Below are 19,161 nucleotides of genomic sequence, written 5' to 3' on the forward strand. Positions count from 1 at the left end.
GAAGGGATATGATCGGGTCGTGGAGAGCAGGCAGAACGCGCCGGTGGGCCGGCCACGAGGATTCGACGCCGACGCGGCGCTGGAGAAGGCCATGCTGGTCTTCTGGAGCCGGGGCTACGACGGGGTCAGCCTCAGCGACCTGGCCCGCGCGATGGGGATCACCAAGACCAGCCTCTACGCCGCCTTCGGCAACAAGGACGAGCTCTTCCAGAAGGCCCTGGTCCGCTACGCCGAGGGCCCCGCAGCGTACGCCGTGACCGCCCTCGACGAGCCGACGTCCCGCGACGTGGCCACCGCGTACCTCACCGGCGCGGTCCGGACGTGCACCTGGCCCGGCGGACCGGCCGGCTGCATGTCCACACAGGCGTTCACCGCCGCCGCGAACCTCGAGAATCCGCTGCGTGCCGCCCTGGACGACTGGCGTGTGGCGAACCGGGCCCGGCTGCGCGACCGGTTCCAGCACGCGGTCGACGCCGGCGACCTGCCCGAGGGCACCGACACCGACCTGCTCGCCCGTTACCTGATGGCCACCGCGGATGGTCTCGCCGTGCAGGCCTCAGCCGGCGCGACCCGCGAGGAGTTGCAGCAGCTCGCCGACGCCGCCGTCCGCAACTGGCCACCCGCCTGACCCACCCGCACCGCCCCAACCGCCCAGCCGCGTTCTGTGCTCCCAGCACAGGACCGGCTATTTCTTTGCATTGTCGAAACATTGTCGGGCGCATCCGTGCTTCATAGCCTCGAATCATGGCTCCGAGGCATCGGCGCCGACCCACGTCCTCAGCGAAACGGCTCCCCTCTGCCCGCTCCTCATCGCATCGAACGAAGGACGACAGATATGGCCATGAAGCACACCCGGGCGTCCGCAGTGGCCGCCTCGGCAGCGATAACGGCGGTGACCGTCGCCGCCTGCGGCGGGGCGACCGCACCACCCGAGTCCGCCGGCTTCGTCTCGGGCGGCACGTTCTCCGTGGCGCTCAACGACGACCCGGGCAGCCTCTCCCCCCTGACCGGCGTGTCGCTCGTGCAACGTGCGCTCGTCCCGTACGCGTACGAGTCGCTGGTCCACACCACCCCCGCCGGCGAGTTCCAGCCGTGGCTCGCCGCGAGCTGGACCGAGACGCCGACCACGATCACCTACACCCTGAAGGACGGGGTGACCTGCTCGGACGGCAGCCCGTTCAGTGCCACGACGGCGGCCGCGAACATCACCTACCAGGCCGACGCGAAGAACGGCACGTTCTGGCACGGCTCCAACATCACCGCGGACATGTCGGCCACCGCCGACGGCAACAAGCTGACGATCACCAGTAAGACGAACAACCCGTTCCTGCTCGCGTCCACCGGCTCGGTCGAGATGGTCTGCCAGGCCGGACTCGACGATCCCGACTCGCTCAAGGACAGCACCGACGGCACCGCGCTGTTCAAGCTGACCTCGGTGAAGGCCGGCACCGAGTACGAGTACACCAAACGCACCGACCACACGTGGGGCCCGCCCGGCGTCACCAGCAGCACCGAGGGCCTGCCCGACAAGGTGATCGGCAAGGTGGTGACCGACGAGTCCACCGCCGCGAACCTGCTCCTCTCCGGTGGCCTGAACGCGGCCGGGATCGCCGGCGCCGACCGGACCCGCCTGACCGCCTCCGGCCTCACCTCGGCGGGGGTGCCGAACCCGATCGGCGAGATGCTCTTCAACGAGCGGGCCGACCGGCCCACCGCCGACGTGCGGGTCCGTCAGGCGCTCACGCTGGCGCTCGACCGGCAGGCGGTCGGTGAGGTCGTGACCGACGGCAACTACCTCGCGATGACGTCGCTGGTGGTGCAGACCCCGCTGCTGTGCGTCGCGGGCGGCCCGAAGTGGACGCTGCCGGCCACCGACCGGGCGAAGGCGGCCGCGCTGCTCGACGAGGCCGGCTACCTCGCCGGCCCGGACGGCATGCGGGCGAAGGACGGCAAGCCGCTGACCATCCGGTTCCTGTACGACGCGGGGACCCCCAGCCACGCGGCCGGCGCCGAGGAGATCCAGGCCGAGTGGAAGGAGATCGGCGTCGCCACCGAACTGGTCGCCGAGGACCCGGCCGGTTGGTCCGCGGACCTCTACCAGTCGTACGACTGGGACACCGGTTTCATCCAGCTGGCCCCCGGAACGCCGGTCGTGCTCAGCCTCTTCTTCCTCGGCAAGACCAGCGAGGACGGCGGCTACAACTTCATGGCCGTACACAACGAGGCCTACAACACGCTGGCCCAGCAGGCGTTCACCGCCACCGACTCGGCGGCGGCCTGCGACCTGTGGCAGAGCGCCGAGAAGGAGCTGATCGACCGGGTCGACGCGTACCCGCTGGGGCAGACCGAGTCGCCGATCTTCTTCGCCGGGGCGACCGCCGAGGTCGCCGGCTCGATCCAGCCGACCAGCATCCGGATGCTGGGCTGACGTGACGACGCCGCCGAGCGTGCTCACCTCCGCTCCCCTCCTCGAGAAGGCCGCCGGACGGTCCGTCTTCGTGCTGCACAGGCTGGCCCGCGCGGCGGTCTCGTTCGTCATCGTGTTCGTGGCGGCCTTCCTCATGGTGCAGCTCGTGCCGGGTGACCCGGTGCGGGCCGCGCTCGGCCCGACGGCCCCGGTCGCCACCGTGGCGGCGCTGCGCGCGCAACTGGGTCTGGACCAGCCGCTGGTGGACCGGTTCACCGCGTACGCCGGCGGGCTGCTGCACGGTGATCTCGGCATGTCGATCACCTCGCAGCGGCCGGTCGCCGAGATGCTCGCCGAGCGTCTGCCGACGACCCTGACCATCGCGGTCGCCGCCCTGCTGGTGGCCGTGGTCGGGGCGTTCCCGCTGGGGGTCGCGACGGCGGTCTCCGCGCGGGGCGCCCGGCACCGGGGTCTCGACCTCGCGGTCTCCGGACTGCTGGGTGTCCTGATCGCCATCCCGAACTTCCTGCTCGCGGTGCTGTTCATCGCGACGCTCAGCATCGGCCTGGGCGCCTTCCCGCCGGCCGGCTGGGGCACGCCGAGCCAGGCGGTGCTCCCGGTCCTGGCCCTGGCAATCGGCCCGCTGGCCTATCTGGCCCGCATCGTGCACATCGAGATGCTGCGGGTCCTCGACGCGCCGTACCTGACGACCGCCCGCAGCAAGCGGCTCCCCGGCCGGCTGATCCATCTGCGGCACGCGCTGCCGAACATCGTCGCGGCCACACTGACCGCGGGCGGGGTGGTGCTGGTCGGGCTGGTCGCCGGGACGGTGCTGATCGAGACGGTGTTCACGGTCCCCGGCATCGGGTCGACGATCGTCTCGTCGATCACGGCGCGCGACTATCCGCTCATCCAGGGCGTGGTCATCGTGTACGCGCTGCTCGTCCTCGGCACGAACCTGATCATCGATCTCGCCCTGGTGATCCTCGATCCCCGCTCGACGATCGCGGAGGCCTGATCATGACTCGACGTCTTCTCCGTACCCCGCAGGGCCTCGCCGTGCTGCTGGGCCTGACCGTCGTGGTGGCCGCCACGGTCCTCGGGCCGGCCGTGTTCGGTGATGCCGCGTCCACCCGGAACATCCCCGACCGGCAGCTGCCGGCGAGCCTCGCCCACCTGTTCGGCACCGACAACCTCGGCCGTGACCTGTTCGCCCGGGTGATCGTGGCGACCCGGCTGTCGGTGCTGCTCACCCTGGGCGCGGTCGGCATCTCGGTGGCGGGCGGGGTGACGCTCGGTGTGACCGCGGCGGTGCTGCCCCGGCCGCTCCGCCGGCTGGTCACGGCGTTCATCGACATCCTGCTGTCGTTCCCGTGGCTGCTGCTCGCGCTCTTCTTCTCGGTGATCTGGGGGACGACGGCCACCGGTGCGATGCTCGCCATCGGGTTCGCGGGCATCCCGGTCTTCGCCCGGCTCGTCGCGACGCTCGCGTCCTCGGTGGCGAACACCGACTACGTCCGCGCGGCCCGGCTGCTCGGCAGTTCGCCGGTGCGGACCGCCATGCTGCACGTGCTGCCGAACATCCTGCCGCCGCTGGTGGTGAACACCGCCGCGCACGCCTCGGTCACCCTGCTCTCGTTCGCCGCGCTGTCCTTCCTCGGCCTCGGCGTGCAGGCACCGGAGTACGACTGGGGGCGGCTGCTCAACGAGGGCGCCCGGAGCATCTACCTGGAACCGATGGCGGCGATCGGTCCGGGCATCGCGATCGTACTGACCGGTGTGCTGTTCGCGCTGCTCGGCGAACTGCTCAGCGAGGACCGTCCGCGGACCGTCCCGTCCCGCGCGGTGATCCGCGCCGGGGACGCCGCCGCACCGGACGGGGACGCCCTGGTCACCGTGACGGATCTGCGGGTCTCCTTCCCCGCCGGCGACGGCTCCCTGGTCGAGCGGGTGCACGGCGTCGACCTGACGATCCGGCCCGGCGAGGTGGTGGGTGTCGTCGGCGAGTCCGGGTCGGGCAAGTCGGTGACCGCGATGGCGATCGCCGGGCTGCTCGGCCCGGAGGCACAGGTCGCGGCCGGGCAGCTCAGCTTCGACGGCATCGACATGCGCGGCCGGTTCTCGGCGGCGCAACGCCGTCGGCTGGGCCTGGAACAGGCGATGATCTTCCAGGATCCGCTCTCCTCGCTCAATCCGTCGCTCACCGTCGGACGTCAGCTCACCGAGGTCAGCGAGGTGCACGGCGGGTTGGGCCGCGGCGCCGCCACCCGGCGGGCGCTGGAGGCGCTGGCTCTGGTCCGCATCCCGGAGCCGCTGCGGCGCATCCGGCAGCTGCCGCACGAGTTCTCCGGCGGCATGCGGCAACGGGCCATGATCGCGATGGGGCTGATGGGGTCGCCGCGCCTGATCGTCGCCGACGAGCCGACCACCGCCCTGGACGTGACCGTGCAGCGCCAGGTGCTGCACGCGCTGCACGACGCCCGGCTCCGGACCGGCGCCGCCATCCTGCTGATCTCCCACGACATCGCCCTGGTCAGCGGCTTCTGCGACCGGGTCGTGGTGATGCGCGACGGCGTCGTGGTGGAGCGCCTCGACGCGGACCGGCTGGACGAGGCGCGGCACCCGTACACCCGGGGTCTGATCGCCTGCGTGCCGGACATGACAACCGACCGGGACCGGCCCCTGCCGGTCATCGGGGTGGCAGCCGACGAGGAGGTCCCGGTGTGAGCACCCTCGAGTTCGACCACGTGACGGTCCGGTTCGGGCGCGGGCGGGCGGCGCACACCGCCGTCGACGACGCCTCGCTGACCGTGCGCTCCGGCACCACGCTGGGGCTCGTCGGCGAATCCGGTTCCGGCAAGTCGACGATGGCCCGCGTCGCGGTCGGCCTGGAACACGCCGGGCTGGGCGCCGTCCGGCTCGACGGCGTCGACCTGACCAGCCGGTCCCGGGCGGCCCGGCTCGCCCGGCGCCGCGTCCAGCTGGTGTTCCAGGATCCGCTCGCCGCGCTCGACCCGCGGATGCCGGTCGGCACCTCGGTCGCCGAGGGTCTCCTCGCCACCGGCCGCCGGTTCAGCCGCGCCGAGAAGGAGGCCCGGGTCCGGGAACTCCTCGGCCTGGTGCACATCGATCCGGGCCGGGCCGGCGAACGCCCGGCCCGGTTCTCCGGCGGTCAGCGGCAGCGGATCACCATCGCCCGGGCGCTGGCCGCGGAACCGGCGGTGCTCATCGCCGACGAGATCACCTCGGCGCTCGACGTGAGCGTCCAGGGGGTGGTCCTCAACCTGCTGCGCGAACTGCGGTCCGCCCTCGACCTGACCATGCTGTTCATCTCGCACAACCTGGCGGTCGTCCGGTACGTGAGCGACGACGTCGCCGTCATGCGGGCCGGCCGCGTCGTCGAGCAGGGCCCGGCGGACACCGTGCTGGCCGCTCCGTCCGACCCGTACACCCGGGAACTGCTGCACGCGGTTCCCGTCATGGGACAACCACTCGACCTGGCCGGGAAGGATCACTGATGCCCCGCTTCACCACGCCCGACGGCATCGCGGTGCACTACGAGACCGACGGCCCGGCATCCGGCCGGCCGCTCGTGCTGGTGCACGGCGGCGGCGCCCAGCTGATCGGCTGGCACGACGACTTCGTCGCGCTGCTCGTCGACGCCGGATTCCTCGTGGTACGCCCGGACAACCGCGACGTCGGGCTGTCCCAGCAGACCGGCGGGCCCGGTGACCTCGCGGCCACGTACGACATCGACGACATGGCGGGTGACGTCGTCGCGCTGCTGGACCACCTCGGGGTCGCCCGGGCGCATCTGACCGGCATGTCGCTGGGCGGCTACATCGTGCAGCAGGTCGCGCTCGAACACCCGGAGCGGGTCGCGAGTCTCGGGCTGATCGCGACGTCGCCGTCGAGCGCGCCGGAGTTCCTGGTCGGCGAGCACGGCGACGGGCAGCCGGTGACCACGGCGCCCGAACTGCTCGACCGGGACGCCTACATCACGATGTTCGTCGGCGGTCAGCGGCGACTCCAGTCGCCCGGATTTCCGTTCGACGCGGACGAGTCGGCGGTGCTGGCCGCCCGGTACTACGACCGGATCTACCGGCCGGACGGGCTGATCCGGCAGTGGAACGCGATGCTGCGCGGCCCGTTGGAGCGCCGCGACCGGCTGGGCGCGGTCACCGTGCCGGCCGCGATCATCCACGGCCGGCACGATCAGTTGCTGCACTGGCGGGCCGCGGTGGCCGCCGGTGAGCTGCTGCCCGGCTCCGAGGTGCACATCTACGAGGAGATGGGCCACGACGTGCCCCGCGAGCTGTGGCCGGACTTCGTCCGGGTCCTGGCCCGGGTCGCGGACCGGGCTCTACTGGCGCCGGCCGGCGCCTAACAGCCGTACCCGGCACGCGAGTTCCAGGGCGAACCGCGTGTCGGGGTCGTCCAGGTCGAGCTGGAGGACCTCGCGGACCCGTTTGAGGCGGTACCCGACGGCGTTCGGGTGCAGGTTGAGCTCCCGGCCCGCGTGCGCCAGCGAGTTGCGGTGCGCGAGATAGGCCCGCAGGGTCAGGATCGACGTGTGCGCGCGCTCCGGACCGAGCGCGTCGAGCGGGAGCAGGATGTCGGCCAGCAGGCCGCGGCTCACCGGTGAGGCGTAGACGTCCAGCAGCACCCGGCGCAGGCCGGTCACGTCGGTGAGCTCCACCCCGCCGCGCCGCCCGGCCGCGATCGCCGACTCGGCGGCGAGTCGTGCCTCCGCCGCGGAGGACCGCAGGCCGTTCGCCCCGAGCTGCGGCGTGCCCAGACCCAGGGTGTACGCCCACTCCGGCCCGGCCAGGGTGCGCGCGTACTCCTGAATGCGCTCCGCCACCTCGCGCAGCCGGCGCTGGTGGTCGCCGGCGCCGTGCTCCTCGGTGCCGACCAGGATCAGGTCGTCCTGGACGAAGGCGACGTGCCACATCTCCTCCCGATCCTCGACCAGCTGCAGCGCGAAAAGCTCGATGGCGGGCTGCACGCTGCGCGGCGCCCGGGTGTCCGGGACGACCAGGTTGGTGGGGATCAGCCAGCCCGCGGCGTGCGAGAGCTGCAGGGGCAGGCCGAGCCGCGCCGCCCGGCCGGCGAACCCCTCGACCCGGGCGGACTCGGCGAGGACCAGCTCGACGATCAGGTCGGCCCGGGATCGGGTGGGCGCGAACCGGTCGCTGTTCCGGCGCTGGGCGGCCCGCGACAGCAGCGAGGCGATCACCGGCCGGGCCACCGGCACCGCCGGATCGGACTCGGACCCGGCGAGCCGCCCGATCGGCACCTCACCCACGCAGACCGCGTCCGCCGCCGACCAGGCCACCGAGGGGTCCTCGACCAGGACGAGTTCGGTGCCGAGCGCCCGGTTGGCCGCCGCCAGGATCACCTCCGGTGTGCTGTCGGGGCCGGCCGCCGCCTCCACCGCCTTCTCGATCGCGTGGGTGGCCCGCATGATCGCCTCGGAGGCGCCGCCGGAGAGCAGCCGGTCGACGGAGAGCGCCAGCCCGGCCGGGTCCGCGCCGGGCGCCGCGAAGACCGGGACCCCGCCGCGGTCGGCGAGCAGCAGTGCCGTCGCGGGCAGGGTGACCTCGGTGGTGAAGACGATGCCGGCCACCTCCCGCGCGCCGGCCTGCCGCAACGCCACGTCCAGCCGGTACGGCGCCGGCGGCTCGGCACCGGGGACGATCACCAGGGTGCCGCCCGCCACCGTGTTCATCAGGTCGAGGGGCACCACGGTGACTCGGGCGACCACACGGTCGTCGACCGGACCGGCGCGGTGACCGATGCGCAGACGCTCACCCTGCTCGGCGAGATTGACGATCGTCGTTTGTGCCATCGGCACAGTATGACGCGATTCTCTGGATCATCGAACCATATGTGAGGGGTGCGACCGGTCGTAGCGTAAGGCCATGGCTCACACAGATCGGCTCTCCGCTGTCTCGGCCCCGGACGTGGCGGCCCTCGCCGCCGGCACCGCGATCTTCGGCACCGGGGGCGGTGGCGCGGTCTACACCTCCCAGGTCCTTGCCGAGGAAGCACTGCTGGCCCACGGGCCGGTCCCGCTGGTGACCGTCGACGACCTGGGCCCGGACGATCTGGTCATCCTGATGTCGGGCATCGGCGCCCCGACCGTCGGCATCGAGATGCTCTCCTCCCGCCACCAGATCGACCTGCTGGTCCGGGAGGCCGAGGCGGTCGCCGGCCGGCCCATCACCACACTGATGGCCGCCGAGATCGGCGGGAGCAACGGCGTCGCCCCGGTCGGCTGGGCCGCCCGCCTCGGCCTGAAACTCCTCGACGCCGACGCGATGGGACGGGCCTTCCCCAACGCCGCGATGGTGTCGATGAACGTCGCCGGTGTCCCCTGCGACTTCTCCGTCCTCAGCGACGTGGTCGGCAACGTGTCGGTGATCAAGACAGTCGACCTGCACTGGCTGGAACGACACGCCCGCGCCCTCACCGTCGCGAGCGGCTCCATCTGCCTCGGCGTCCACTACCCGCTGACCGCGGACACCGCGCGGGGCGCGGTCGTCGAGGGCACGGTGAGCGCCGCCGTCCGGGTCGGTCACGCGCTGCTCTCCTCGTCCGACCCGGTCGTTGCGGTCGCCGCCGAACTCGGCGGATCCATCCTGCTCACCGGCAAGGTCGTCGACCTGGACCGGCGGACCGAGGGCGGTTTCGCCCGCGGCTCGGTGACCGTCGCCGGGACCGGCACCGACGCCGGCCGGCTGCAGCGCCTGGAACTGCAGAACGAGAACCTGGTAGTGCTCGAGGACGGCGAGGTGCTCGTCAGCGTCCCCGACAACGTGACGATCATCGACGCCGAGACCGGCCACGCGATCACCACCGAGATGCTCCGGTACGGCCAGCGCGTCTCGGTCCTCGCCTGGGCCTGCGACCCGATCTGGCGCACGCCGCGCGGCCTGGAACTCGCCGGCCCCCGGGCCTTCGGCTACGACCTGCCCTACATCCCGTTCGGAGGACCCACTCGATGAGCGCCATGCGCGATCTCTCCCTCGGCGTCGACGTCGGCGGCACGAACACCGACGCCGTCGTCATCGACGGCACGGGCCGGGTGCTCGCCGCCACCAAGCAGGCGACCACCGACGACGTGACCGGCGGCATCCGAGCCGGCATCGTGGCGGTCCTCGCCGCCCTGGGCGAGGACCGGTCCCGGGTCTCCCGGGTCATGCTCGGCACCACGCACGCGACGAACGCGATCGTCGCCCGCCGGCAGCTCGACCGGGTCGCGGCGATCAGGCTGGGCGCGCCGGCCGCGACCGAGTACCCGCCGCTGCTCGGCTGGCCCCGCGGGCTGGCCGACCTGGTGCTCGCGGGCTCCGCCATGGTCGGCGGCGGCCACATGGTCGACGGCACCCCGATCGCGCCACTGGACCGCGACGGCATCCGGCGGTTCCTGGACGGCCTCGGCGCGTTCGACGCGGTCGCCGTCACCGGCATCTTCAGCCCGTCGTCGCCGGAGCAGGAACTCGCGGTCGCCGACCTGATCCGCGAGCACCTCGGCCCGGACGCCCGGGTGTTCCTCAGCCAGGACATCGGGCCGACCGGGCTGCTCGAACGGGAGAACGCGACGATCCTCAACGCGGCGCTCTACAGCGTGGCCCGGTCGGTGACCGAGGCGCTGGTCACCGTGGTCGCCGAGGAAGGCCTGGACGCGGTCACCTTCTTCGCGCAGAACGACGGCACGCTGATGTCGCTCGACTACGCCGCCCAGTACCCGGTGCTCACCATCGGCTCCGGGCCGGCCAACTCGATCCGGGGCGCGGCGGCACTCTCCGGCGCCGACAACGCGATCATCATCGACGTCGGCGGCACCACCTCGGACCTGGGTGTCGTCGTCAACGGCTTCCCCCGCGAGTCCACCCTGCCCCGGGAGATCGGCGGGGTGCGGACGAACTTCCGGATGCCGGACGTACTGAGCCTGGGAATCGGCGGCGGCACCACCGTGGACCCGGCGACCGGCACCGCCGGACCGGGCTCGGTCGGGTACCGCATCGCCACCGAGGCCCTGCTGTTCGGCGGTGACACACCGACCCTCACCGACGCGGCCGCCCTCGCCGGGGCATCGATCGACGGCCGCACCCTCGGCGACTTGCCGCCGCACCTCCGGACGGCGCTGCGGACCGCCCTGGCCCAGGCCCGGGTTCGGCTGGCGGACGCGGTCGAACGGCTCTCGCTGGGCCGCGCCGACATACCCCTGGTCGTGGTCGGCGGCGGCGGGTTCCTGGTCCCCGACGACCTGCCCGGCGCCGGCCCGGTGGTGCGGCCCGCCCACGGCGACGTCGCCAACGCGGTGGGCGCCGCCATCTCGCTCGCCGGCGGCCGCGCCGACCAGATCAGCCGGCTCGACGACCGCGAGGCGGCGATCGCGCAGGCATCCGAGGCCGCCGTCGCGAAGGCGATCCAGGCCGGTGCCGACCCGCTGCAGGTCACCGTGGTCGACATCCTGGAGACGCCGGTGACATACACCGAGACCCCCACCATCAAGGTGTCGGTCAAGGCCGCCGGACCGCTGGCCCGGCTGGGCGAGCGCACCCGGGCCCGGGTCGCATGACCGGCCTCGCCGGCCTGCGCCGCGCGCTGCACGGCCATCCCGAGGTCGGGCTGGACCTGCCCCGCACCCAACGGGCGATCCTGGACGCCCTCGACGGTCTCGGCCTGGAGATCACGACCGGCCGCGGCCTGTCCTCGGTGACCGCGGTGCTGCGCGGCGGGCGGCCCGGACCGGTCGTGCTGCTGCGCTCCGACATGGACGGCCTGCCGGTCACCGAGGCGACCGGCCTGCCGTACGCGTCGGTCAACGGCGCGATGCACGCCTGCGGCCACGACCTGCACATGGCCGGCCTGGTCGGGGCGGCCCGGATCCTGGCCGGGGAACGGGACGACCTGCCCGGCACGGTGGTGTTCATGTTCCAGCCGGGCGAGGAGGGCTTCGCCGGCGGCAAGCTGATGATCGAGGAAGGCGTGCTCGACGCGGCCGGCGAACGCCCGGTCGCCGCCTACGCCGTGCACGTGGACTGCGTGACGCCGGCCGGCCACGTGGTCACCCGGCCGGGGCCGATCATGTCGAGCGCCAACGCGCTGCGGGTCCGGGTGACCGGCACCGGCGGACACGCGGCGCTCCCCCAGGACTCCGTCGACCCGGTGCCGGTGGCCGCCGAGATCATCCTGGCGATCCAGTCGTTCACCGCACGCCGGATCCCGGTCTCGGACCCCGCGGTGATCTCGGTGACCCGGCTCTCCTCCGACTCGCCGGCGAGCAACGTACTGGCCACCACGGTGAGTCTGGAGGCGAACGTCCGGGCCCTGTCCCGGCAGACCCTGGCACTGATCCGTACCGAACTGCCGAAGCTGGTGACCGCGATCGGGGCGGCGCACGGCTGCACGGTCGCCACCGAGTTCGTCGAGTCGTACCCGGTCACCGTCAACGACCCGGCCGAGACCGCGCGGGTTCTCGCGCTGCTCGACGAGCGTTACGGCGACCGGGTGGTCCGGTTGCCCTTCCCGGGCATGGCTTCGGAGGATTTCGCGTACGTGCTGGACGAGGTCCCCGGCACCCTGATCTTCCTCGGTGTCCAGCCGGAAGACGGCACGTCCGGTCCGATGCACTCGGATCGTGCCGTCTTCGACGACTCCCGCCTGGACGAGCACGCCGCGCTGCTCGCCACGCTGGCCCGGCGCCGCCTGTCCTGGGCACGGTCAGCGATCATGAACTCCGGTGGGTGAAGGCACCGGCTACCAGGGTCGCGATGACGGGGGTACGCCGCAGCCCGGTCTCCGTGGCCACCAGCGGATCGCCGGCGACCACGGTCAGGTCGGCCACCGCGCCGACGGCGGGCACGGACCGGCCACCACAGGCCGCGGTGATCGCGACGTCGACCGGCAGGGCCTGCTCCGGGTGCCACGGCGCGCGCTCGTCGTCGCGGCGGTACACCGCGTCGGCGATGGCGTGCCACGGTTCGAGGGGGCTGACCGGCGCGTCCGAGCCGAGTTCGAGGCGGGCCCCCGCATCGTGCAGCGACCGGTAGGCGAAAGCCCGGCCGGTGCGCCCGGCCCAGTGCCGGTCGGCGACGTCCCGGTCGGTGACCGCGTGCTGCGGCTGTACCGAGGCGATCACCCCGATCCGGGCGAACCGCGGCATGTCCTCGACGCCGACCAGCTGCGCGTGTTCGATCCGCCCACCGCAGCCGATCTCCTCGAACGCGTCGAGCACCTCGGTGTTGGCCCGGTCGCCGATGGCGTGCACGGCCGGCGACAGTCCGGCCGCCGACGCCTTGCGCATCAGCGCACGCAGCTCGTCCCCGCCGACCAGGCACAGTCCGTGCGAGTGGTCCGGGTAGGGGTCGGCGCACCAGGCGGTCCGGGTGTTCAGCGAACCGTCACTGACGATCTTGTACGGGCCGACGTGCACCCGCCCGCCGGTGTCTTCCAGGACGTCACCGGTGCGGCGCCCCTCGGCGATGGCCGCGTCCAGCCACGGCGTCCAGATCCCGGCGTGCACCCGGACCGGGGACAGCGCCCGCCGGCGCCAGGCGGCCAGGTTGTCGCCGTACTCCAGGTCGACCAGACCGGTCAGTCCCCGGGCGGGCAGCCGGGCGAGGGCGGCGGCCACCCACCCGTCCACCTCGGCGGCCGGCAGCAGCTCACCGACCCGGGCATTGGCCTCGATCGACTCGGTCTCGCGCAGCACCCCGGTGGGGTGGCCGGCCTCGCCGATCAGGGCCAGCGCCGCGCTGCTGAACCAGGTGGTGTGCAGGTCGATGCTGCGGACCACGACCGGGACGTCGCCGAGCGCCGCGTCCAGGTGGCTCTTGTGCGGCGGCTCGTCCCACAGCGCCGGTACGAGATCCCGCCCGAAGAGGAGTCCGTTCCCGGCGGCGTGCTCGCGCAGCAGCCGGGCGGCGTGCCCGGGACCGGTGGCCGCGGCCAGGTCGACGCTGCGTTCGTGGATCACCCACTGTTCGACGTGGACGTGGGTGTCGACCAGGCCGGGCAGCACGGTCGCGTCGTCGAGCGACAGCACCGCGGCGCCGGACAGCTCACCGCCCGGTGCGACGGCCGCCACCACGCCGTCCTCGACCAGGATGTCGCGGACCGGGCCGCCCAGGCCGTACCGTCCGCCGCGCAGGATCACGGACTCGGTGCCACTCATCGGTTCTCCCTCACCAGACGCATCGCGGCCGCCAGCGCCGGGTCGGCGTGCACGTCCGCGGGATCCTCCAGGCCGCGCAGCACGCCGTCGACGTCGACGGCCGGCTTGTCCTGGCTCAACTTCACCTTCGCCTCGACCCGGTCCGGGACCAGGCGGAAACCCACCACGTGCGGGGCCAGCCGCCGGGCGTACGCGGGGACCCGCTCCAGCAGGTACGGCTCCGGGCGGGCCGACTCGAAGTGGTCCTGGGTGCGGCGCAGCACCTCGAAGGTGTCGTCCGGCCCGAGACGCACGGGACGGCCGTGCAGGTGCGCCACCACGAAGTTCCACGTCGACACGTACGGGCTGCCGGCGTACCAGCTCGCGCTGATGTACCCGTGCGGCCCCTGCACGATCAGCACCGTCTCGGCGGTGCCGAGTTCGTGCCGGTCGGCGTCGGTGACCGGCAGATGGCCCAGCACGGTGACGCCCGGGCCAGCGGCTTCGACGAGCACGGGCAGGTGGGAGACGACGAGACCGGCGGAGGTCGCGCTGGCCATCGTCACCCAGGGATGGTCCTCGACGAGACGTGCCAGGCCGGCGTCGCCGCCGGTCCAGGCGTATTCCGCATGGGTGAGCATGCGACCAGGCTAGGCGCCGGACCGGTCCCGCCGGTTGTCGTCAGATCCCGATCTCCGGGGCCGGGCTTGTCGCCGGCGACAGGGCCGTCACGGCGTCCCGCAGTTGCAGCCACATCACCAGCGTCTCGTCGCCGGCGCCGAAGTCCACACCGAACACGTCGGTCAGGCGGCGTACCCGGTAGCGGGCGGTGTTTTCGTGGATCATGAGGGCCTGCGCGGTGGCCACGATGTTCCCGAACGCCCCGAGGTACGTCAGCAGGGTCGTCGCGTAGTCGGTGCCGTGCGCCGCGTCGTGCTCCAGCACCGCCCGCACCGGCCACAGCCGCAGGTCCTCGTCGTCGGCCGGGCCGGCGCCGCGCAACGCCAGCACGACCGCGGTCCGGGTGTCCTCGATCGTCGCCACCCCGGTTCCGGACACCGCCAGCACCCGGTCGGCGAGTTCCCGGGACCGCCGTGCCCCGTCCAGTCCCCGCACCACCGGACCGAATCCGATCAGCAGTTCGACGTCGGCCGCGCGGCGGGCGGCGGTGGACAGGTCGGCGCCGAGCTTGCGCAGCCGCGCCGCCAGCCGCTCGTGGGCCCGCCGGCCCTCGGGGCGACCGGACGTCGGCAGCAGAAGCAGCAGGTCACCGCCGTCGAGTACGGAGACCGCCCCGGCATGCCAGTACTCGCCGTGCAGCGCCACCAGGTCGGCGACCCGGGCCGCCGCGACGGCCCGCAACTGCGTCCCGGGCGCGGGCCGGACGACGGCGAGTACCACCGCCCCGTCGACCGGCAGGGCCATCGCCGCCGACGCCGCACCGGCGTCGAGGGTCCCGGCGAGCAGCCCGCGCAGCGCCTCCCCGCGCCGGGCCCGCCCCGGATCCGGTGAGCCGCGCAGACTCAGCAGGTGCAGCGCCGTGGTGCGGGCCGCGTCCAGCAGCACCCGGTCGGCGTCGTCGACCAGCTGCGGCCGGTCGCACAGCACGAAGATGACGCCGAGCACCTGGTGCCCGGCGCGGACCGCAATCGCCATCCGCGACGCGTACGCGGGATGCGAACTCTCGAACAGCACCGGCCCCGGCGCGTGCAGGATCGCCTGGTACTCCACCGCGTTGCCGGGCCGGTCCGGGGTCTGCCGGCCGAGGATGGCCAGCCGGCGGATCTCGTCGATCTCCTGACCCGGCAGGTTCGAGTACGCCATGATCCGCCCGGACGTCTCCTCGATCGTCACCGGTCCGCCGAGGGAGGCGGCGATCGCGTTGGCCAGGCTGAACAGGTCACCGCGGGTCGCGCCGGCGGCCGTCTCGCCGACCGTGGCGCCGGCCAGCCGGGCGGCGGTGAGCAGTGCGTCGAGGTGCCGCCAGGCCATCTCGTCCGGGGTGCACAGCAGGGTCAGCCCACGATCGCGGGCCACCTCGGCGGCGGTGCCGAGATCCTGCCCCCAGGACTTGAGGACGATCACCCGGCCGCCCTCGTCGGCCAGCCGGTGCAGGCACGAGCGGAGCCCGGACTCGCCGAGGTTGCTGCCGGTGAGCAGCACGACGGCGTCACCGGCGTCCTGCAGGGGTTCGCCCGGCCCGTACACCAGGGGTTCCCCGACCGGCCGGTCCAGCAGGTCGTCGCCGCCCGCGACCAGGCGCAGCGCGAACGGCCCGAGGGTCGCCAGCAGCCGGCGCAGTGTGACCGGGCGTGCGGCGTCGGCCGACGCCGGCAGGATCGTCGTCGACTTGGCGACCACCTCCGCCGGCCTCACCGGCACACCGTATCGCCGTCGCCCAGCCGCCTCCGGTGGTGTCCCACCCCACGGCCGCGGCGCCGGACCTCCCGCATCCGTGCCATTCCGTCCGAACGTCGCGGCGATACGGACCCGTCCCAGCGTAGAAATTGCCGTACGCACGGCCTACAGTGTGCGAACCGAGCTACCTAGGAGGGTGCAGTGGCGGACCTGCCACCAGCGCAGCCCGATCCGGCGGAGACCACTCCCCCGGATGCGGACCACGACGTTCCCGCCACCCCGGCACCGGCGCCCCAGCTGCTGGTCATGCCCCCTACCGACGCGATCCCGTCGATGGTCTGGCCGGGGGCCGAGGGCGAGACGGCGTGGGCGATCCCGGTCCAGATCCCCTCCGGGACGCGGGGCTATGCCCTGTTCGTGCCGATGGTTCCGGTCCAGTCGGCGGTTGCTTCCCCACCCGCGAAACAGCCCGCACAGCCGGCCGCACAGCAGCCCGCACAGCCGCCTGAGAAGCCGGCCGCGACGCCGGCCGTCAAGGAACCCGCGGAGCAGCCGGCGAAGCCCGCAGCCAGGCCGACTGTCACCGCCCCGGCGGTGACAGCGACTCCGGCAACGGCACCGACGCCGGCCCCCGAGCCGGAGTCCGCGCCTACGCCGAAAGCGGCGGCTCCGGTGTCGCGCCCGCAACCGGCACCGCACCAACGGCCGCACCCGCCGGCCGCCCAACGCCCGGTCCGCCCGTTCGGCATGTACGAGCAGCCGCCGTCCACCTGGCAGACGTTCCGCAAGAAGAACTGGCCCGGCCCGAAGGACGCCCAGGGCTGGGCCGTCCCGGCCGGGGTGCTCGCCGGTGCCCTCGGCTTCCTGATCTTCCTGCCGCTGGACCGGGTCGGTATCGGCTGGTTCCTCGGGTGGCTGGTGCTCACCCTCGGCGTCGGGTTCGCGGTCCGCACCGCGAAGGACCTGCCGCGCACCGAGCGGCTGATCCGGTCCGGCTGGGCCGCGGCCGCGCTCGCCCTGCTGCTCGTCCCGGCGTTCCGCAACGCGTGGTGGCTGGTCACGTTCAGCGTGCTCGGCGCGATCGGCTGCACCGCGCTGGCGATCGTCGGCGGCCGGCAGGTCCGGTCGATCCTGTTCAGCCTGTTCGCCGCGCCGTGGGCGGCGTTCGCCGGCATCCCGTGGGTCCGCCGGCACTTCCGGGAGGGCCGCAACCCGGGGATCACCGGGCGGATCCTCTTCTCGGTCGCGCTCACCGTCGTGGTGCTGTTCGTCTTCGGCGCGCTGCTCTCCTCCGCCGACGTCGCGTTCTCCGCGCTGCTCGACGACGCCGTCCCGGACTTCGACATCGGCTCGATCTTCCAGTGGATCATCCTGGCGGTGGCGGGTGCCCTGCTCGCCGTCTCCGGCATCTACACGCTGAGCGCCCCGCCCACGACGTCGAGTCTGGACACCGAGGGTAAGGGCCGGTTCGGTCTGCTCGAGTGGGCGCCGGCCGGCGCCGCGCTGGTACTGCTCTTCGGCGGTTTCGTCGCGGTCCAGTTCACCGTGCTGTTCGGCGGGAGCCGGCACGTGCTGGAGACCGCCGGGCTCAGCTACTCGCAGTACGCCCGGAGCGGGTTCTGGCAGCTGGTCGCGGTCACGCTGTTGTCGCTGGCGCTGATCGCGGGACTGGCTCGCTGGGCGAAGCGGGACCAGCAGGGTGAACGGGTCCTTCTGCGCGTACTCCTCGGTCTGCTCTGTGGTCTGAGTGTCGTGATCGTGGCTTCCGCCCTGTCCCGGATGTGGGAGTACCAGCGGGTCTACAGCTTCACCGGTGAGCGGATCTTCGTGATGGCCTCCGAGATGCTGCTCGGTGTGGTCTTCGTGCTGATCGCGCTCGCCGGGATCACGTGGCGCGGCAAGTGGATCCCGAGCACCACCGTCGGGCTCGCCGTGCTGATGCTGCTCGGTCTCGCCGTCCTCGACCCGGAGGGCTACGTGGCCAGCCGTAACGCGGCCCGTTACGAGGGCTCCGGCAAGATCGACGCCTGGTATCTGCGGGCGCTCTCCGCCGACGCGACCCCGGCTCTGGCGGAGCTGCCCGATCCGGTACGCCGGTGCACGCTCAGCTGGATCGCCGAGGATCTGTTGGAACCCGACCCCTGGTACGCGTGGAACCTCGGCCGGGAACAGGCCCGCGACGTCATCAAGGAGCTGGGTCCGGCCGCTATCGGCAATCACAAGGACTGTCGCGCCGCCGACCAGTTCGATCTGCCCAAGACCGGTCGATGACCGACGGTGCTCCGGTGGGACACCACCGGAGCACCGTCATCCGGTCGAGTCTCGGGCTCCCGGATGGCAGGGTGTGCCCATGATCGTTCCCACCTACTTCGGCATCCGTGATTACCTGTGGGCGGTGCTCCCGGAGTGCCGGGAGCACCTGCTGCAGACGCAGAACGAATGGCTGGACTACGACAGCGGCGACGACGGCGGTATCAGCGCCTACTCGTACCTCTCCGGCGCCTACATGCACCCGGTGATGGAGGCGGCCTCCGAACGCGGTGACGTTCCGGTGGTACGCCGCGGGATCGCGGTCATGGAGGACATGCTGGCGCGCGGCGACGATCTCCTGCAGGACCCGCTGACGATCCGGGTCCTGCACCGGCTCACCGGCACGCCCGCCCTGATCGGCATGCTGCGCCGCTTCGCCGGCCCGCTGGTCCGGCGGGACATGGCCGGGATGACCCGGGACCCCTCGTGGCTGGAGCCGGGCGAGCTGGTCGACACGCTGGTGCTCCCCGACTCGGGGCTGGCGCCCGACGAGGTCCGGGCGGCCCGGTCGGTGCTCTGGGAGGCGGCCCCGATGCTGCGGACGTACCTGCTCACCACGGAACACGACCTGGTGCGGGAGACCGGTTCCCTGAGCACGATGACGGCGGACCGCTACATCCTCGACAGCTTCGCGGGCGGTCTCCTCCCCTGGGCCCGGGACTACTGGGGGTACGGCAACCCGGACTACGCGGACGGTCTGCTGCCCGCGGCGGAGGCGATGCTGACCTCCCCCGTCCTGGCGGCCGCGCTGCGGCGGTGCGCCGGCGCGGTGGCCGCGGAGGCGGAACTGCTCGCCGCCGTCGTCCCGCCGGACGACCTGCCGGACGACGGGGAACGCAGCCGGGTGGCGGCGACCGCGGCCCGCCTCCTGCAGATCACCCGCTGACCCGCCGCCACCCGCAACGGAGCTGCCCGGTGG

Annotated in this window: 15 protein-coding genes; 11 read left to right on the top strand and 4 right to left on the bottom strand. The window is 73.0% G+C overall.

Annotation, left to right across the window (positions count from 1 at the left end):
- Positions 1-19: 19 nt before the first annotated feature.
- From QSK32_RS13025 to QSK32_RS13050, 6 genes are all read left to right on the top strand, one after another.
- Positions 20-628 (top strand): TetR/AcrR family transcriptional regulator, encoded by a 609-nt coding sequence (locus tag QSK32_RS13025; RefSeq protein ID WP_285472020.1) that lies wholly within the window; start codon positions 20-22, stop codon positions 626-628.
- Positions 629-835: 207 nt separating this feature from the next.
- The gene (locus QSK32_RS13030; protein ID WP_285472021.1) at positions 836-2,428 is read left to right on the top strand and encodes an ABC transporter substrate-binding protein; all 1,593 of its coding nucleotides are present in this window, start codon (positions 836-838) and stop codon (positions 2,426-2,428) included.
- 1 nt (position 2,429) lies between these two features.
- Positions 2,430-3,425, top strand: coding sequence for an ABC transporter permease (locus QSK32_RS13035; RefSeq protein ID WP_285472022.1), 996 nt, complete (start codon positions 2,430-2,432; stop codon positions 3,423-3,425).
- Positions 3,426-3,427: 2 nt separating this feature from the next.
- Positions 3,428-5,134 carry a dipeptide/oligopeptide/nickel ABC transporter permease/ATP-binding protein gene (locus tag QSK32_RS13040; RefSeq protein ID WP_052720083.1) on the top strand — a complete coding sequence of 569 codons (1,707 nt, stop codon included), beginning with the start codon at positions 3,428-3,430 and terminating at the stop codon, positions 5,132-5,134.
- Positions 5,131-5,925 carry an ABC transporter ATP-binding protein gene (locus QSK32_RS13045; protein ID WP_045739837.1) on the top strand — a complete coding sequence of 265 codons (795 nt, stop codon included), beginning with the start codon at positions 5,131-5,133 and terminating at the stop codon, positions 5,923-5,925. The genes QSK32_RS13040 and QSK32_RS13045 overlap by 4 nt, the downstream gene beginning before the upstream one ends.
- Positions 5,925-6,794, top strand: coding sequence for an alpha/beta fold hydrolase (locus QSK32_RS13050; protein WP_045739836.1), 870 nt, complete (start codon positions 5,925-5,927; stop codon positions 6,792-6,794). Before QSK32_RS13045 ends, QSK32_RS13050 begins: the two co-directional genes overlap by 1 nt.
- On the opposite strand, the gene QSK32_RS13055 is transcribed toward QSK32_RS13050, so the two are convergent.
- On the bottom strand, positions 6,771-8,258 hold the full coding sequence (locus QSK32_RS13055) for a helix-turn-helix domain-containing protein (RefSeq protein ID WP_045739835.1): 1,488 nt from the start codon (positions 8,256-8,258) through the stop codon (positions 6,771-6,773). The genes QSK32_RS13050 and QSK32_RS13055 overlap by 24 nt on opposite strands.
- Before the next feature lie 73 nt (positions 8,259-8,331).
- Here QSK32_RS13055 and QSK32_RS13060 point away from each other — a divergent pair, with 73 nt between their 5' ends.
- From QSK32_RS13060 to QSK32_RS13070, 3 genes are read left to right on the top strand one after another with little or no spacing between them, the layout of a single operon-like run.
- Positions 8,332-9,417 (top strand): S-methyl thiohydantoin desulfurase family protein, encoded by a 1,086-nt coding sequence (locus tag QSK32_RS13060; RefSeq protein WP_285472023.1) that lies wholly within the window; start codon positions 8,332-8,334, stop codon positions 9,415-9,417.
- The gene (locus tag QSK32_RS13065) at positions 9,414-10,997 is read left to right on the top strand and encodes a hydantoinase/oxoprolinase N-terminal domain-containing protein (RefSeq protein WP_285472024.1); all 1,584 of its coding nucleotides are present in this window, start codon (positions 9,414-9,416) and stop codon (positions 10,995-10,997) included. The genes QSK32_RS13060 and QSK32_RS13065 overlap by 4 nt, the downstream gene beginning before the upstream one ends.
- Positions 10,994-12,169 carry a M20 metallopeptidase family protein gene (locus QSK32_RS13070; protein ID WP_285472025.1) on the top strand — a complete coding sequence of 392 codons (1,176 nt, stop codon included), beginning with the start codon at positions 10,994-10,996 and terminating at the stop codon, positions 12,167-12,169. The genes QSK32_RS13065 and QSK32_RS13070 overlap by 4 nt, the downstream gene beginning before the upstream one ends.
- Here QSK32_RS13070 and QSK32_RS13075 read toward each other — a convergent pair.
- From QSK32_RS13075 to QSK32_RS13085, 3 genes are read right to left on the bottom strand one after another with little or no spacing between them, the layout of a single operon-like run.
- Complete coding sequence (locus tag QSK32_RS13075) at positions 12,150-13,595, bottom strand: amidohydrolase (RefSeq protein ID WP_285472026.1); 1,446 nt, start codon at positions 13,593-13,595, stop codon at positions 12,150-12,152. The two genes, QSK32_RS13070 and QSK32_RS13075, sit on opposite strands and share 20 nt — an antisense overlap.
- Positions 13,592-14,215 (bottom strand): FMN-binding negative transcriptional regulator, encoded by a 624-nt coding sequence (locus tag QSK32_RS13080; protein WP_285472027.1) that lies wholly within the window; start codon positions 14,213-14,215, stop codon positions 13,592-13,594. Before QSK32_RS13080 ends, QSK32_RS13075 begins: the two co-directional genes overlap by 4 nt.
- A 40-nt stretch (positions 14,216-14,255) precedes the next feature.
- Positions 14,256-15,950, bottom strand: coding sequence for a PucR family transcriptional regulator (locus QSK32_RS13085; protein ID WP_285472028.1), 1,695 nt, complete (start codon positions 15,948-15,950; stop codon positions 14,256-14,258).
- A 183-nt stretch (positions 15,951-16,133) separates the two neighbouring features.
- Between QSK32_RS13085 and QSK32_RS13090 the strand changes: the two genes are divergently transcribed.
- Positions 16,134-18,203: a DUF4153 domain-containing protein gene (locus QSK32_RS13090; RefSeq protein ID WP_285472029.1), complete on the top strand. Its 2,070-nt coding sequence runs from the start codon at positions 16,134-16,136 to the stop codon at positions 18,201-18,203.
- A 79-nt stretch (positions 18,204-18,282) separates the two neighbouring features.
- Positions 18,283-19,128, top strand: coding sequence for a hypothetical protein (locus tag QSK32_RS13095; RefSeq protein WP_045739828.1), 846 nt, complete (start codon positions 18,283-18,285; stop codon positions 19,126-19,128).
- Positions 19,129-19,161 lie beyond the last annotated feature (33 nt).

The organism is Actinoplanes sp. NBRC 101535, assembly GCF_030269225.1.
Classification (GTDB): Bacteria; Actinomycetota; Actinomycetes; order Mycobacteriales; family Micromonosporaceae; genus Actinoplanes; species Actinoplanes rectilineatus.